The organism is Cellulomonas sp. zg-ZUI22, from assembly GCF_017353535.1.
In the GTDB taxonomy this organism is placed as follows: domain Bacteria; phylum Actinomycetota; class Actinomycetes; order Actinomycetales; family Cellulomonadaceae; genus Cellulomonas; species Cellulomonas wangleii.
This window is the reverse complement of record NZ_JAFMUZ010000002.1, coordinates 278,550-293,229: the sequence shown is the minus strand read 5'-3', so window position 1 is coordinate 293,229 and position 14,680 is coordinate 278,550. Positions and strand designations below refer to the sequence as shown.

Sequence of the window (14,680 nt, the reverse complement as noted above, 5' to 3'; positions counted from 1 at the left end):
GGCAGCCGCCGCGGGGACGTGCGTCAGGCCGCGGCGGCAGCCCGCCAGCGCTCGAGGACCGCGGCCGCCGCGCCGTCGTCGAGCGCGCGCTCCGCGTGCCCGGCCCCGGCGACCAGCCGCTCCACGAGCGTGCCCGCGGAGGTGCCGGGCAGCGTCGCGTCGGCGACGAGCGCGGCAGCGGCGTTGAGCACCACGGTGTCCCGCACCGGACCGTGCTCCCCGCCGAGGAGGGCGCGCACGACCTCGGCGTTGCGGTCGGCGGCACCGCCGCGCAGCTGCTCGACCGTCACCGGGGGTACCCCGACGGCGGCCCAGTCGACGAGCTCCTCGCGGACCACCCCGTCCCGGACCTCCCAGAACCGGGTGGGACCGGTCGCGGCGACCTCGTCGAGGCCGTCCGACTCCCCCCGGAACACCAGCGCGGACCTGCCACGGGCGGCGAGGACGCCGGCGATGAGGCCCGCCATGCGCGCGTCGGCGACCCCGATGGCGTTGGACCGGGGCTGCGCGGGGTTGGTCAGCGGACCCAGGAAGTTGAAGGCGGTCGCGATCCCGAGGTCGCGTCGCGTGACGCCCGCGTGCCGCATGGCCGGGTGGAACGCGCCGGCGAAGCAGAAGGTGATCCCCACCTCGGACGCCAGGGCGCCCACGCGTGCCAGCGGCAGGTCGAGCCGGATGCCCAGGGCCTCGAGCACGTCGGCGGAACCGGTCGACGACGACGCGGCACGGTTGCCGTGCTTGACGACGGTCAGGCCGGCGCCCGCGACCACCAGGGCCGCCATCGTGGACACGTTGACCGTGTGCAGGCGGTCGCCCCCGGTCCCGACGACGTCCACGGTGCGCCCGGGCACCTCGAACCGGTGCGCGTGGGCCAGCATCGTGTCCGCCAGGCCGGCGAGCTCGTCGACGGTCTCGCCCTTGGCGCGCAGCGCCACGAGGAAGCCGGCCACCTGCGAGGGCGAGGCGTCACCGCTCATGATCCGGTCCATCGCCCAGGCGGCGTGCCCGCTGTCGAGGTCCTGGCCCCGGACGAGCGTCGTCAGCAGGTCGGGCCAGGTCGTCGTCACCGTCATCCGCGCGGCACGCCCGCGTGCACGAGGTCGGCGACCGCCGCGTGCAGCACGACCGGGTCCAGCGGCCGGCTCACGACGGCGTCGGCGTTGGACCACGACGCCAGCCAGGCGTCCTGCGGCCGCCCGGTCAGCACGAGCACGGGCGGGCAGTCGTACACCTCGTCCTTGAGCTGGCGGCACAGGCCGAGCCCGCCGACCTTGTCGGCCTCGCCGTCGAGCACCAGCAGGTCCAGGCCGCCGGCGTCCGTGGCGGCGATCGCGGCGTCCGCGGTGGCGACCTCGACCCAGGCGATGTCTGGCTCGCCCCGCCCGAGGCGGCGACCGACCGCGAGACGCACCTGCTCACGCGCGTCCACGTCGTCGCTGTACAGCAGGATGCGCGGCGCGCGGGCCGCCGGGTTCGCGGTGCTCATGGTGCCCCTCACTCGTCGTCGACGTGCAGACTGCATCTTGGCACGTCCGACCTGCGACGCGGGTGCCACGACCGGTCCGCGGCGCGGATCGCGGCACGCCGGGTCGCACCGAAGGTGACGATGTGACATATCCCCGGGGACGCGCATGGGTCCAACGACCCAAGCAACGCTCCCGTCAGCCATAATGGCGGACGTGTCGACCGCAACGGCTGCCTCGCGCCCCGCCCCCCACCTGACCGTGAACCGACCGAACCCCGTGTCGGTCGGGACGATCGTGTGGCTCGCCAGCGAGCTCATGTTCTTCGCGGGGTTGTTCGCCATGTACTTCACGGTGCGGGCGGCCGTCCCGGAGGAGTGGGCTGTCGAGTCCGCCAAGCTCAACCTCCAGTTCGCGTTCGCGAACACCGCCGTCCTGGTGCTGTCCTCCGTGACCTGCCAGATGGGCGTGTGGGCCGCCGAGCGGCTCCAGCCCGTGCGCACCGGGTCGCTGCTGCAGTTCCGGCGGTGGGGCATGAACGAGTGGATGACGCTCACCTACGTGATGGGCGCGGTCTTCATCGGCGGCCAGATCTTCGAGTACGCCGAGCTCGTGGAGCACGGGCTGACGATCTCGTCGTCGCCCTACGGCTCCGTCTTCTACCTGACGACCGGCTTCCACGGCCTGCACGTCGTCGGCGGCCTCATCGCGTTCCTCTTCCTGCTGGGACGCTCCTTCGCCGCCAAGCGCTTCACCCACCACGAGGAGACGACGGCGATCGTCACCTCGTACTACTGGCACTTCGTCGACGTGGTGTGGATCGCGCTGTTCGCGGTCATCTACCTCGTCCGATGACGCCGGCCGGCCCCGCGCGGGCCGGCGCCACCCACCCGCACATCCCCTGACACGCGAGACGAGGACCGATCCGTGAAGGCACTCGCAGCCCGCAGGCACGACCGGCGTGCGCCGGTCGTGCTGCTCCTGCTGGCGCTGCTCCTCACCGGCGCGCTGTACGCCGTGCTGTCCCCCACGTCCGCCGACGCCGCCCCCGCGGCGGCATCGGCTGACCAGGTCGAGACCGGTGAGAAGCTGTTCCAGGCCAACTGCGCGACCTGCCACGGGCCGGACGCCACCGGGACCGACGTGGTCCCGTCGCTCGTCGGCGTCGGCGCCGCGGCGGTCGACTTCCAGGTCGGCACCGGGCGCATGCCCATGCAGGCGAACGGTCCGCAGGCCCCCGCCAAGCCGGCGCAGTTCGACGAGGAGCAGATCGCTGCCCTGGCCGCGTACGTCGCGGCGCTCGGCCCCGGACCGGCCGTGCCGACCGCCGAGCAGGTCGACCCCGCGCTGGGTGACCCGGCCAACGGCATGGCGCTGTTCCGCACCAACTGCTCGATGTGCCACAACGCCGTCGGCGCCGGTGGCGCGCTGTCGCAGGGCAAGTGGGCCCCGAACCTGTGGGAGACCACGCCCACCCACCTGTACGAGGCGATGGCGACCGGCCCGCAGTCGATGCCCGTCTTCAACGACGCCACCCTCACGCCGGACGAGAAGCGCGACATCATCGCCTACGTCGACCTGCAGCGTGAGAGCCCGCCCGGCGGTCTCGACCTCGGCAGCCTCGGCCCCGTCAGCGAGGGCCTGTGGGCGTGGGTCATCGGCATGGGACTGCTCATCGGAGCAGCGGTCTGGATCGGAGCGAGGTCCTCGTGAGCATCACCCAGCACGGCCACGACGGCCACGACGAGCGGCCGCACGCCGACACGGCGGGCTCGGACGTCGTCCTGCGCGAGGGCGAGGACTCGCCCGAGCGCTTCCCGAACCCGGGCTTCGGCCCTCACCGACCGCGACGCTCCGACGTCGACCCGGCCGCGAACAAGCGTGCCGAGCGGCAGGTCGTCGCCCTGTTCGCGATCTCGATCCTGGGCACGATCGGGTTCATCATCGCGTACTTCGCCTTCCCGCTGGGCGACTCCCCCCAGACGCTGCACCGGTCGAACCTCACGCTCGGGCTCGGGCTCGCCTTCGCCCTGCTGGGCATCGGTCTCGCCGCCGTGCACTGGGCCAAGTCGCTGATGAACGACCACGAGAAGGCCGAGGACCGGCACGCCCAGCGCAGCTCGGACCAGACCCGCGCCGAGGCCGTGCAGGTCCTCAAGGACGGCGTCGAGGACTCGGCGATCGGCCGGCGGGGCGTGCTCAAGGGCGCCCTCGTCTCGTCGCTCGCGCTGTTCCCCCTGACCATCGCGCTGCCGCTGATCGGTGAGGTGGGCGAGGACTGGAACGTCCGCAAGCTCAAGCACACGATGTGGGCGAAGAACAAGAAGCTCACGATCGACCCCACCGGTCGCCCCATCAAGGCGGCCGACGTGACCATCGGCTCGGTCGTGCACGTGATCCCCGAGGGCCTGGACGAGACCGGCGCGCCGCTCGACGAGAAGGCCAAGGCCGTCGTCCTGCTGGTCCGGCTCGACCCCCGGGACATCAAGTCGGAGCAGGGCGAGGGCTGGTCGTACGACGGCATCGTGGCCTTCTCCAAGATCTGCACCCACGTGGGATGCCCGGTGGCCCTGTACGAGCAGCAGACGCACCACCTGCTGTGCCCGTGCCACCAGAGCACGTTCGACGTCGCCGACGGCGCGAAGGTCGTGTTCGGTCCCGCCAAGCGGCCGCTTCCCCAGCTGCCGATCACCGTCGACGACGAGGGCTACCTGGTCGCGCAGAGCGACTTCCACGAGCCCATCGGTCCGAGCTTCTGGGAGCGGCTGCGATGAGCGCCACCACCACGGCACCGCCGAGCGGCAAGGCCGCCAGGACGGCCGACTACCTCGACCAGCGCACCGGCATCGGGACAGCGGTCAAGGAGTTCGCGCGCAAGATCTTCCCCGACCACTGGTCGTTCCTGCTCGGCGAGATCGCGCTCTACAGCTTCATCACGCTGCTGATCTCGGGCGTGTTCCTCACGATGTTCTTCGTGCCGAGCATGGCCGAGGTGCACTACGACGGCCCCTGGCCGACGATGCACGGCGTCGAGATGTCCGAGGCGTTCGCCTCCACGCTGCGCCTGTCGTTCGAGGTCCGCGGTGGTCTGCTCATGCGGCAGATCCACCACTGGGCGGCCCTGATCTTCATGGCCGCGATCGTCACGCACATGATGCGCGTCTTCTTCACCGGCGCGTTCCGCAAGCCGCGTGAGCTCAACTGGGTCGTCGGCTTCGTGCTGCTGATCCTCGGCCTCGCGGCCGGCTTCTCGGGCTACTCGCTCCCCGACGACGTCCTGTCGGGCAACGGCCTGCGCATCACCGACGGCGTCATCAAGGCGATCCCGATCGTGGGCAGCTACCTGTCCTACTTCGTGTTCGGCGGCGAGTTCCCGGGGCACGACATCATCCCGCGGCTCTTCACGGTCCACATCCTGCTGGTGCCGGGCCTGATCCTCGCGCTGATCGCGCTGCACCTGTTCTTCGTGGTGCTGCACAAGCACACGCAGTACCCGGGTTCCGGACGCACCAACGCGAACGTCGTCGGGTACCCGCTGTTCCCGATCTACGTCGCGAAGGCGGGCGGCTACTTCTTCGTCGTCTTCGGCGTGATCGCGCTCATGGGCGCGACGCTGTCGATCAACCCCGTGTGGAACTACGGCCCGTACGACCCGTCGCCCGTGTCCGCAGGTGCCCAGCCCGACTGGTACATGCTGTTCCTCGAGGGCTCGCTGCGGCTCATGCCCGGCCAGACGGAGTACGTGCTGTTCGGACCCGACGGGTACACCCTGTCGCTCAACGTCCTCATCCCCGCGGTGGTCGTGCCCGGCGTGCTCTTCACGCTGCTGGCGCTGTACCCGTTCGTCGAGTCGTTCGCGACCGGCGACAAGCGGGAGCACCACGTGCTGGACCGTCCGCGCAACCGGCCGTTCCGCACCGCGTTCGGCGTCTCGCTGCTGACCGCGTTCTTCATCCTGGTGCTCGCGGGCTCGAACGACATCATCGCGACGCACTTCCACCTGTCGATCAACGACATCACGTGGGTGTTCCGGGTCCTGTTCTTCCTGGGCCCGTGGGCGGCGTTCGTCATCACGAAGCGCATCTGCCTCGCGCTGCAGCGCAAGGACCGCGAGCTGGTCCTCCACGGGCACGAGACCGGGCAGATCGTGCGGTTCGCGTCCGGCGAGTACATCGAGGTGCACAAGCCCCTCGACGCCCACGCGCGCTGGCTGCGCGTCCAGCACGACCCGACGCGACCGATCGAGATCGAGCCGGCGGAGGACTCCCGCGGCGTGCGTCGCAAGGGCTACCGGATGGACCGCGTGCGCCAGCGCCTGTCGCAGGTGTTCTACGAGGACAGGGTCGAGCCGGTCACGCCGGCCGAGCTGGAGGCGTCGCACTCGCACGGTGAGCACGACGCGCTCGGGTCCGACCAGGAGAAGGCCCCCGCCCAGCTGCTGGGCGAGAGCGCACCGACGGGCGGCGGCACGCGCCTCCGCCCGGAGGACGAGACGGGGCCCGGCACGCGGAACAGGTGATCCTGGTCCAGAGTTGACCCCACAGACGACCGTTCGCGGTGTCCGGCCGGACGTGCCGGGCACCGCGACGGCGTTTCCGGGCGGATGCTGAACACCGCCACCCGACGCAGGAGAGGTACGAGATGGCTGACTACACGCTCCCGGATCTGCCGTACGACTACGCGGCGCTCGAGCCGCACATCTCCGGCAGGATCATGGAGCTGCACCACGACAAGCACCACGCCGCGTACGTCACGGGCGCCAACACGGCGCTCGAGAAGCTCGCTGCCGCGCGCGAGGCGGGCGACTTCGCCGCGGTGAACCTGCACGAGAAGAACCTCGCGTTCAACCTTGGTGGGCACGTCAACCACTCGGTCTTCTGGGAGAACCTCTCCCCCGACGGCGGCGACAAGCCCGTCGGCGAGCTGGCCGCCGCGATCGACGAGTTCTTCGGGTCGTTCGAGGCGTTCCAGAAGCACTTCGCCGCGAACGCCGCGGGCATCCAGGGATCCGGCTGGTCGATCCTCGGCTGGGACTCGGTGGGCCAGAAGCTCGCGATCTTCCAGCTGTACGACCAGCAGAGCAACTACCCGCTCGGCCTCGTGCCGATCGTCGTGCTCGACATGTGGGAGCACGCCTTCTACCTCGACTACGTCAACGTCAAGGCGGACTACATCAAGGCCTGGTGGAACATCGTCAACTGGGCGGACGCCGCAGAGCGCTTCACGCGCGCGCGCACCCAGACGGCCGGGCTGATCGTCCCCGCCTGACGCCCTGACGCACCACAGCGGCCGCTCACCCCTCGGGGTGGGCGGCCGCTGTGTGTCCCCGACGGTCGGGAGCGCCGGCCGACGATCTCAGAGCTCGCCGGCTCAGAGGATGACGAGCTCGTCGTCCCGCCACTCCGCAGCGGACTGAGGAGGAGCGAGCTCGTCTCCCCCGATGCCCGCCACAGCCTGGAGCGGGGATCGTCGGTGTCGACGTACTGCTCGATCTCCGTCCCCGTGTGGGCCCAGGTGGACGACGACGGCCCGCCACCTCGAGGGTGACGGGCCGTCGTGGAGTGCTGTGCGTCAGTGCGCGTGCTGGCCGCGCGAGTACTCGAACATCCATCCCACGAGCCCGATGACGCCCAGGACGGCTGCGGGGACCATGAGCCACCAGCCGATGGCCATGGCCAGGAACGCGACCGAGCCACCCAGCGCGACGACGAGCGGCCACCAGCTCCACGGGCTGAACGTGCCCTGGTTGCCGGCGCCCTGCTCGATCTCGCCGAGCTCGTCGTCCTCGGGGCGGGGGTCGATCCGACGGGCCAGCAGCGCGAAGTAGCCGCCGATCATGCCGACCAGGCCACCCACGAGCGGGATGCCGACCGTGCCGACCGCCTCGCCGCCGCTCCAGAACCCGTAGATCAGGCCGACGGGGATGAAGAAGAGGATCCCGTAGAGGAAGAGCTTCGCCTCGATCTTCACCGCTCGTCCTCCTCGCGACGCGCACGCACGTCCTCGATGTCGTCCTCGACGACCGTCGCCGTCGACTGGCGCTGCTCACCGGTGTCCCGGGTCATGCGCTCCTCGGCCAGCTCCCGCTCGCCGGTGCGCTGCGGCGCCCAGTCGAGGGGGCCCGGGTCCTCCGGCTCGACGTGGTCCATCGCGGCGACCTCGGGGTGGTGCAGGTCGAACGCCGGGCGCTCCGAGCGGATGCGCGGCAGCGAGGTGAAGTTGTGCCGCGGCGGCGGGCAGCTGGTCGCCCACTCGAGCGAGCCGCCGTAGCCCCACGGGTCGTCGACCGTCACCTTGGGGGCGTTGCGCCACGTCACGTAGACGTTCCAGAGGAAGGGCAGCGTCGACGCCGCGAGGATCGCCGACCCCACGGTGGAGAGCTGGTTCATCCAGGTGAACCCGTCCGCCGGGGAGTAGTCCGCGTACCGCCGCGGCATCCCGATCACGCCGAGCCAGTGCTGGACGAGGAACGTCATGTGGAACCCGACGAACAGCACCCAGAAGTGGATCTTGCCCAGCCGCTCGTCGAGCATGCGGCCGGTGAACTTCGGCCACCAGAAGTAGAAGCCGGCGAACATCGCGAACACGACGGTGCCGAAGACGACGTAGTGGAAGTGCGCGACCACGAAGTACGTGTCGGACAGGTGGAAGTCGAGCGCCGGGCTGGACAGGATGACGCCGGTCAGCCCACCGAAGAGGAAGGTCACCAGGAAGCCGATGGACCACAGCATGGGTGTCTCGAAGGTGAGCTTGCCCCGCCACATCGTGCCGATCCAGTTGAAGAACTTCACACCGGTCGGCACCGCGATCAGCATCGTCATGAACGCGAAGAACGGCAGCAGGACGGCCCCGGTGACGTACATGTGGTGCGCCCACACCGTCACGGACAGCGCCGCGATCGCGATCGTGGCGTAGATCAGGCCCTTGTAGCCGAAGATCGGCTTGCGGCTGAACACCGGCAGGATCTCGGACACGATGCCGAAGAACGGCAGGGCGATGATGTAGACCTCGGGGTGGCCGAAGAACCAGAACAGGTGCTGCCACAGCAGCGCACCGCCGTTGTCCGGGTTGAAGACCTGGGCGCCCAGGCGCCGGTCGGCGCCCAGCGCGAACAGCGCGGCTGCGAGCGGCGGGAACGCCATGAGGACGAGCAGCGACGTCACCAGGATGTTCCAGGTGAAGATCGGCATCCGGAACATGGTCATGCCCGGCGCGCGCATCGTGACGACCGTCGTGATGAAGTTGACGGCACCGAGGATGGTGCCGAAGCCGGTCAGGGCCAGGCCGAAGACCCAGAGGTCTCCCCCGACGCCTGGTGAGTACATCTGGTTCGACAGCGGTGCGTACGCGAACCACCCGAACGACGCCGCACCCTGCGGGGTGAGGAAGCCGGCGGCGGCGATGAGCCCACCGAACAGGTAGAGCCAGTACGCGAACATGTTGAGCCGCGGGAACGCGACGTCCGGCGCACCGATCTGCAGCGGCATGATGATGTTGGCGAAGCCCGCGAACAGCGGGGTCGCGAACAGCAGCAGCATGATCGTGCCGTGCATCGTGAACGCCTGGTTGTACTGCTCCTTGGACTGGAACAGGTCCATGCCCGGCTGGAACAGCTCGGCGCGGATGAGCAGCGCGAGGATGCCGCCGACCGCGAACCAGATGAACGAGGTGATCAGGTACAGGTACCCGATCGTCTTGTGGTCCGTGGAGGTGATCCACTTGACCACGGTCCGCCCGAGCGACTGCCGCCGGGGGGACAGGCCAGGGATGACCTCGGTGCTCGCCGCCATCAGTGCTCGTCCTTTGCCACGTCGTTCAGGTCCTGCAGCCGGCTGTACTCCAGGCCGAGGGCTCCGGTCTGGCCGCGCTCGCGCAGCTCCTCCATGTGGGCGTCGTACTCGTCCTGCGAGACCACGGCCACGTTGAACAGCATCGAGGAGTGCTCCTCGCCGCACAGCTCCGCGCACTTGCCGCGGTAGACGCCCTCACGCGTCGGGGTCACCTGGAACGTGTTGGTGTGCCCCGGGATCATGTCGAGCTTGTAGAGGAAGTCGGGGATCCAGAAGGAGTGGATGACGTCCCGCGAGTCCAGCGTGAACTCGACCCGCTGGTCGACCGGGAGGTAGAGCGTCACCTGCTCGTCCAGCGCGGCCGGCTCGGTGCCGATGTCGATCGCCTGCTGCCCGGTCTCGTACACCTCGTCGTCGAGGTAGTTGAAGTCCCAGCTCCACTGCTTGCCGATCGCCTGGATGCGCACGTCGGGCTCCGCCGAGGTGTCCTGCATCGCCAGCGTGTCCTCGTTGGTGTGGTAGAAGAGCACGCCCACCATGACCACCGGCAGCAGGATGTACATGATCTCGAGCGGCACGTGGTACCGGAGCTGGACCGGCAGCGTGTCGTCGTCCTTGCGCTTCCGGTAGACCGCGACGCACCACAGGATCAGGCCCCAGGTGATGGCGCCGACGGCCAGGGCTGCGATCCACGACCCGACCCACAGCGAGACCACGCGACCGGTCTGGTCGGTGACCTCCTGGTCGGAGAAGCCGGGGAGCCAGCCACGCTGGACCGTCTCGGAGCAGCCGCTGAGCGCGAGCACGAGCGCCGTGGCCAGCACGGCGACGGACACGCGCCGGGTACGGCGGGGGGGAACCGGGTGCACGGGGAACCTTCCACTCGCGTCCCACCGGACGGCATCCCGCCATGTGCAGGCAGCCGTGTGGGACCTTCGTCCTCGACCGGGTCAGCGTAGCGCGCCGTGGCGGCGCTCACGTGCCGCGGCACACGGTTGACGACATGGTGTCAGCACCGTCACACCCGCGGCCCGGCCGCACGTCCGTGCCCGTCACGAGCGCTCGCGCGCTCGGCGGCGACAGCGGCGACAGCGGTGAGGGCAGGGGCAAGGGCTCCGCGCGTTAGCGTGCCGGGGTGACCGATCCCCTGCCCCCTGCGGCGACGCGCACCGCAGCGACCGGCCCGGCGTCCGCGAGCACGGTCCCGGACGTCGCCCGGCCTGCCGCAGCCCCCGCGCGGGCCGTGCTGGACGTCGCGGGCCACGCCCCGCTGCGGCCGGGCGCGCGCACCGCGCTGCTGGAGGCGTTCGACCAGGGCTGGGCGGACCCGCGACGGCTGTACGCCGAGGGGCGGCGCGCCCGCCTCCTGCTCGACGGGGCGCGCGAGGCGCTCGCCGCGGAGCTCGGCGCCCGCCCCGACGAGGTCGACCTGCTGCCCAGCCACACGCTCGCCCTGCACAACGCCGTGCTCGGGGTCGCTCGGGGACGGCGGCGGGTCGGCGCGGACGTGGTGGTGCCGACCGTCGAGCGCGCCGCGATCCAGCACGCCGCCGAGCTCGCCGCGGCACGCGGTGGCGGGCGCGTGCAGCCCGTGGGCGTCGACCGGCTGGGACGGGTGGACGCCGACGAGCTCGTCACCCTGGCCCGCACGGCGGGCACGGCGCTGGCCGTCCTGCAGCACGCCAACGGAGAGGTCGGGACGTGCCAGCCCGTCGAGGCGGTGCACGCCGCGCTGCGCGGCACCGGCGTGCCCCTCGTCGTCGACGTCGGAGCGAGCACGGGGCACCTGGCGCCGCCCGCCGGCGGGGACGTCCTCGTCGCCGACGCCGGCGACTGGGGCGGTCCGCCCCTGGGGGTCACGGTCACGCGCACCGGCGTGCGCCGCAGCCCGGACTGGCCCGAGGACGACGACCGGTGGTCGCCCGGCGGGGTCCCGGTGCCCCTGGCGCTGGCGGCCGCCGTCGCGCTGCAGGAGGCGGCGGCGGACCGCGACCGCGCCGACGCGCACCGACGCGCCCTCGTGGACGAGGTCCGCCGTCGCGTCGCGGCGACGGTGCCGGACGCCCAGGTCGTCGGTGACCCCGTGGACCGTCTCCCCCACGTCGTCACGTTCTCCTGCCTCTACGTCGAGGGCGAGGCGATCGTCGACGCCCTCGACCGCGCGGGCCTCGGCGTGGGCTCGGGCTCGGCGTGCACGTCGAGCTCGCTGGAGCCCAGCCACGTGCTGGCGGCGATGGGGGCGCTCACGCAGGGCAACGTGCGGCTGTCGCTGCCGGCGGACGTCACCACGGACGCGGTGCGGCGGTTCTGCGACGTGCTGCCCGGTGCGGTCGCCGCCGTGCGCGCGTCACTCGGCGCCTGACGGCAGGCCCGCCCGGCAGGACGGCCCGACCCGCACGGCACCGGCGCGGGGACCCGTCCCGCACGGGACCCCGGACGCGCACCGGGCCCGCACCCCTGACGGGTGCGGGCCCGGTGTGCGGGATCCCGGTGTCAGCTGAAGGAGCCGCCGCACGCGCAGGCGCTGCCCGCGTTCGGGTTGTCGATCGTGAAGCCCTGCTTCTCGATCGTGTCGGCGAAGTCGATCGTCGCACCCTCGAGGTACGGCACGCTCATGCGGTCCACGACGACCTCGACGCCGTCGTAGTCGCGGGTCGCGTCGCCGTCGAGCAGGCGCTCGTCGAAGTAGAGCTGGTAGATCAGGCCGGAGCAGCCCCCGGGCTGCACGGCGACACGCAGCCGCAGGTCGTCGCGACCCTCCTGCTCGAGCAGGCTGCGCACCTTGTCGGCCGCCACGTCGGTGAGCTGGACGCCGTGCGTCGTGGTCTCGGTGGTCTCGCTCATGTCACTCCCGGGTTCGCCAGAACGTTCCTCGACGACGCCAACACCGTCGGCCGGTCCGTTGTTCCCGACCAGCCTACGCGCCACGCGCCGGCGACCACGTGCGCGCGACGCGGGCCGTCCGTGCACGCAGCGTGCCCGCAGGGTCCGCGAGCGCGACGCGGACTGCGTCCGGGCCCTCGGCCACCGGGTACGCGGCAGTCACGCCCGCGGCCGAGAGCTCGCGTCGACCGACGAGCACCTCCCCGGACACCACCACGGTGGGTACCGCGAGCGGGAGCGCCCGCGCGGCGACCTCGGCCACGACCTTGCCGTGCAGCGACTGCCAGTCGGTGCGCCCCTCGCCGGTGACCACCAGGTCGTGCGCGGCGATGCGCGCAGGCAGGTCCACGGCGTCCGCGACGAGGCGCGCCCCGGGCAGCAGGCGCGCGCCCAGCAGCGCCAGGGCGAAGCCGAGCCCACCGGCGGCACCGGCCCCGGGCAGCGCGGCCGGCCGGGCGGGACGGACGTCTGACGCGCCGAGCAGGTCGGCGCCCGGGCCGGTGCGAACGGCTCCCAGGGCCGTCGTGGCGGCGTGCGCGAACGAGCCGAGGGCACGCTCCAGGTCCTGGGCCTGCTCGGCGGTGGCGCCCTTCTGCTCCGAGAAGCCCGCCGAGGCGCCGGTCAGGCCGAGCAGCGGCACGTCCACGTCGACGGCGGCGAGCAGGTCGACGCCCGCGAGCGCGGTCCGCAGGGCGGGCAGCCACCGCAGGTCGTCGGCGTGCAGCCCACCGAGGGCGCCACCCCCGCCGCCCAACCGGGCGGCGACGTCCTCGTCGACGGTGCCGGGCGGCAGCAGGGCCTGCGCCAGGGCGAGCAGCAGGCCGGCGCCCGCGTCGTTGGTGGCGGACCCGCCCAGGCCGACCACGACCCGACGTGCCCCGGGCAGTGCGGCCGCGACCAGCTCCCCGGCCCCCCGGCTCGTGGTCCGTGTGGGGTCGCGCCGCCCGACCGGCACCAGCCCCAGGCCCACCGCGTGCGCCGACTCCAGGTGGACCGTCGTGCCGACGCGCAGCATCGCCGCGGGCGCGGGCTCGCCCAGCGGCGAGCCCACCGTCACCGGCACGAGGTCGCCACCGAGCGTGGCGTGCAGCGTGGCGACGAACCCCGGCCCGCCGTCCGCCAGGGGACAGACGTCGACCGCGTCGTGCGGTGCGCCGTCGGACCAGCCGGCGCGCAGGGCGGCGGCCGCCTCGGCGGGCGTGAGGTGGGTGCCGAACCCGTCGGGGGCCATGAGGACGCGCACGCCCCGATGGTGGCACGTGCCGGCCCCTGCCCCGGACCGTGCCACGGGCCGGGCGCGTCCGCGGGTGGCGGGGACCCCTGTGCGATCATGCCGCCGTGAGCACCCCCACCGGCACGTTCACCGAGCCCGCGGCGTCCGCCCTGCTGCTGCTGGGGCGCGGCGTCGACCTGTCCTCCGAGCGCGGTGTGGAGTGCGTCGGCGCGCTGCCCGAGCCCGGTGACCCCGGACTGGTCGAACGGGCGCGCGTCGCCCGGGCAGCACTCGGCGACCGCGCCTTCGTGCTCGGGCACCACTACCAGCGCGACGAGGTCATCGCGTTCGCGGACGTCACCGGTGACTCCTTCAAGCTCGCACGCGAGGCGGCCGCGCGCCCCGACGCCGAGTTCGTCGTCTTCTGCGGCGTGCACTTCATGGCGGAGTCCGCGGACATCCTGACGTCCGACACCCAGCAGGTCGTGCTGCCGGACCTGGCGGCGGGCTGCTCGATGGCGGACATGGCGGCCGTCGACCAGGTCGAGGACGCGTGGGACGTGCTCGTCGACGCGGGGGTCGCGCAGGACACGGTGCCCGTGACGTACATGAACTCGACCGCGGCCATCAAGGCGTTCACCGGCCGCCACGGCGGGACGGTGTGCACGTCCTCCAACGCGCACGTGGCGCTGCGCTGGGCGTTCGACCGGGTGGGTGGCCTGGCGGGGCGCGGCAAGGTCCTCTTCATGCCCGACCAGCACCTGGGGCGCAACACGGCCGTCACGCAGCTCGGCCTGTCGCTCGACGACTGCGTGGTCTACGACCCGCGGCGGCCGGGCGGAGGCCTGACGGCCGAGCAGCTGCGCGACGCCCGGATGATCCTGTGGCGCGGCCACTGCTCGGTGCACGGCCGCTTCTCGGCGCGCAACGTCGCGGACGTGCGTGCCGCCGTCCCCGGCGTCACCGTGCTCGTCCACCCCGAGTGCACGCACGAGGTCGTCACGGCGGCCGACATGGTCGGCTCGACCGAGTACATCATCAAGGCCCTCGACGCCGCCGAGCCCGGCTCGTCGTGGGCGATCGGCACCGAGCTCAACCTGGTGCGTCGGCTGGCGCGGCAGCACCCCGAGCTCTCGGTGCACTACCTCGACTCGACGGTCTGCTTCTGCTCCACCATGAACCGGATCGACCTGCCGCACCTGGTGTGGACGCTCGAGGAGCTGGTCGCCGGACGCGTCCCGCACCGCATCGTCGTCGGCGAGCAGGACGCGCGGTGGGCGCGTGCGGCCCTCGACCAGATGCTGGCGCTGCCCGGCCACTGACGCCGGCCG

The 14,680-nt window shown here is 72.0% G+C and carries 14 protein-coding genes; 7 read left to right on the top strand and 7 right to left on the bottom strand.

Annotated features, from left to right (window positions below; genetic code table 11):
* Positions 1-23: 23 nt before the first annotated feature.
* Together trpD and J1G43_RS09075 are read right to left on the bottom strand one after the other, a co-directional pair.
* On the bottom strand, positions 24-1,073 hold the full coding sequence (trpD, locus tag J1G43_RS09080) for an anthranilate phosphoribosyltransferase (protein WP_207341153.1): 1,050 nt from the start codon (positions 1,071-1,073) through the stop codon (positions 24-26).
* Positions 1,070-1,486: a response regulator transcription factor gene (locus J1G43_RS09075; protein WP_207341152.1), complete on the bottom strand. Its 417-nt coding sequence runs from the start codon at positions 1,484-1,486 to the stop codon at positions 1,070-1,072. The genes trpD and J1G43_RS09075 overlap by 4 nt, the downstream gene beginning before the upstream one ends.
* 184 nt (positions 1,487-1,670) lie before the next feature.
* Between J1G43_RS09075 and J1G43_RS09070 the strand changes: the two genes are divergently transcribed.
* From J1G43_RS09070 to J1G43_RS09050, 5 genes are all read left to right on the top strand, one after another.
* Entirely contained in the window at positions 1,671-2,318 is a 648-nt protein-coding gene (locus J1G43_RS09070; RefSeq protein ID WP_207341151.1) for a heme-copper oxidase subunit III, read from the top strand.
* A gap of 72 nt (positions 2,319-2,390) precedes the next feature.
* A complete protein-coding gene (locus tag J1G43_RS09065) occupies positions 2,391-3,176 on the top strand; it encodes a cytochrome c (RefSeq protein ID WP_089799463.1) in 786 nt (261 codons plus the stop codon).
* Positions 3,173-4,237 carry a ubiquinol-cytochrome c reductase iron-sulfur subunit gene (locus J1G43_RS09060; protein ID WP_207370516.1) on the top strand — a complete coding sequence of 355 codons (1,065 nt, stop codon included), beginning with the start codon at positions 3,173-3,175 and terminating at the stop codon, positions 4,235-4,237. Before J1G43_RS09065 ends, J1G43_RS09060 begins: the two co-directional genes overlap by 4 nt.
* On the top strand, positions 4,234-5,982 hold the full coding sequence (locus J1G43_RS09055) for a cytochrome bc complex cytochrome b subunit (protein WP_207378348.1): 1,749 nt from the start codon (positions 4,234-4,236) through the stop codon (positions 5,980-5,982). Before J1G43_RS09060 ends, J1G43_RS09055 begins: the two co-directional genes overlap by 4 nt.
* Positions 5,983-6,104: 122 nt before the next feature.
* Entirely contained in the window at positions 6,105-6,731 is a 627-nt protein-coding gene (locus J1G43_RS09050; protein WP_207341148.1) for a superoxide dismutase, read from the top strand.
* Positions 6,732-7,034: 303 nt separating this feature from the next.
* On the opposite strand, the gene J1G43_RS09045 is transcribed toward J1G43_RS09050, so the two are convergent.
* Genes J1G43_RS09045 through coxB form a run of 3 tightly spaced genes read right to left on the bottom strand, consistent with a single transcriptional unit; the run spans position 7,035 to position 10,122 of the window.
* A complete protein-coding gene (locus tag J1G43_RS09045) occupies positions 7,035-7,433 on the bottom strand; it encodes a cytochrome c oxidase subunit 4 (protein WP_207341147.1) in 399 nt (132 codons plus the stop codon).
* Positions 7,430-9,253 (bottom strand): cytochrome c oxidase subunit I, encoded by a 1,824-nt coding sequence (gene ctaD / locus J1G43_RS09040; protein ID WP_207341146.1) that lies wholly within the window; start codon positions 9,251-9,253, stop codon positions 7,430-7,432. The genes J1G43_RS09045 and ctaD overlap by 4 nt, the downstream gene beginning before the upstream one ends.
* Positions 9,253-10,122 (bottom strand): cytochrome c oxidase subunit II, encoded by an 870-nt coding sequence (coxB, locus tag J1G43_RS09035; RefSeq protein WP_207341145.1) that lies wholly within the window; start codon positions 10,120-10,122, stop codon positions 9,253-9,255. Before coxB ends, ctaD begins: the two co-directional genes overlap by 1 nt.
* Positions 10,123-10,496: 374 nt before the next feature.
* Here coxB and J1G43_RS09030 point away from each other — a divergent pair, with 374 nt between their 5' ends.
* Entirely contained in the window at positions 10,497-11,615 is a 1,119-nt protein-coding gene (locus J1G43_RS09030; protein ID WP_207378459.1) for an aminotransferase class V-fold PLP-dependent enzyme, read from the top strand.
* Positions 11,616-11,746: 131 nt separating this feature from the next.
* Here the strand turns inward: J1G43_RS09030 and erpA are convergent, their stop codons facing one another.
* Positions 11,747-12,097: an iron-sulfur cluster insertion protein ErpA gene (gene erpA / locus J1G43_RS09025; RefSeq protein ID WP_089799476.1), complete on the bottom strand. Its 351-nt coding sequence runs from the start codon at positions 12,095-12,097 to the stop codon at positions 11,747-11,749.
* Positions 12,098-12,170: 73 nt separating this feature from the next.
* The gene (locus tag J1G43_RS09020) at positions 12,171-13,379 is read right to left on the bottom strand and encodes a glycerate kinase (protein ID WP_307859534.1); all 1,209 of its coding nucleotides are present in this window, start codon (positions 13,377-13,379) and stop codon (positions 12,171-12,173) included.
* 95 nt (positions 13,380-13,474) lie between these two features.
* On the opposite strand from J1G43_RS09020, the gene nadA reads away from it, so the two are divergent.
* Entirely contained in the window at positions 13,475-14,671 is a 1,197-nt protein-coding gene (gene nadA, locus J1G43_RS09015) for a quinolinate synthase NadA (RefSeq protein ID WP_207370517.1), read from the top strand.
* Positions 14,672-14,680: the final 9 nt, after the last annotated feature.

Bases quoted from the DNA above. Each gene is read 5' to 3' on its own strand.
- trpD (WP_207341153.1), bottom strand. From the start codon at position 1,073: ATGACGGTGACGACGACCTGGCCCGACCTGCTGACGACGCTCGTCCGG.
- erpA (WP_089799476.1), bottom strand. From the start codon at position 12,097: ATGAGCGAGACCACCGAGACCACGACGCACGGCGTCCAGCTCACCGAC.
- J1G43_RS09050 (WP_207341148.1), top strand. From the start codon at position 6,105: ATGGCTGACTACACGCTCCCGGATCTGCCGTACGACTACGCGGCGCTC.
- J1G43_RS09070 (WP_207341151.1), top strand. From the start codon at position 1,671: ATGGCGGACGTGTCGACCGCAACGGCTGCCTCGCGCCCCGCCCCCCAC.
- ctaD (WP_207341146.1), bottom strand. From the start codon at position 9,253: ATGGCGGCGAGCACCGAGGTCATCCCTGGCCTGTCCCCCCGGCGGCAG.
- J1G43_RS09075 (WP_207341152.1), bottom strand. From the start codon at position 1,486: ATGAGCACCGCGAACCCGGCGGCCCGCGCGCCGCGCATCCTGCTGTAC.
- J1G43_RS09055 (WP_207378348.1), top strand. From the start codon at position 4,234: ATGAGCGCCACCACCACGGCACCGCCGAGCGGCAAGGCCGCCAGGACG.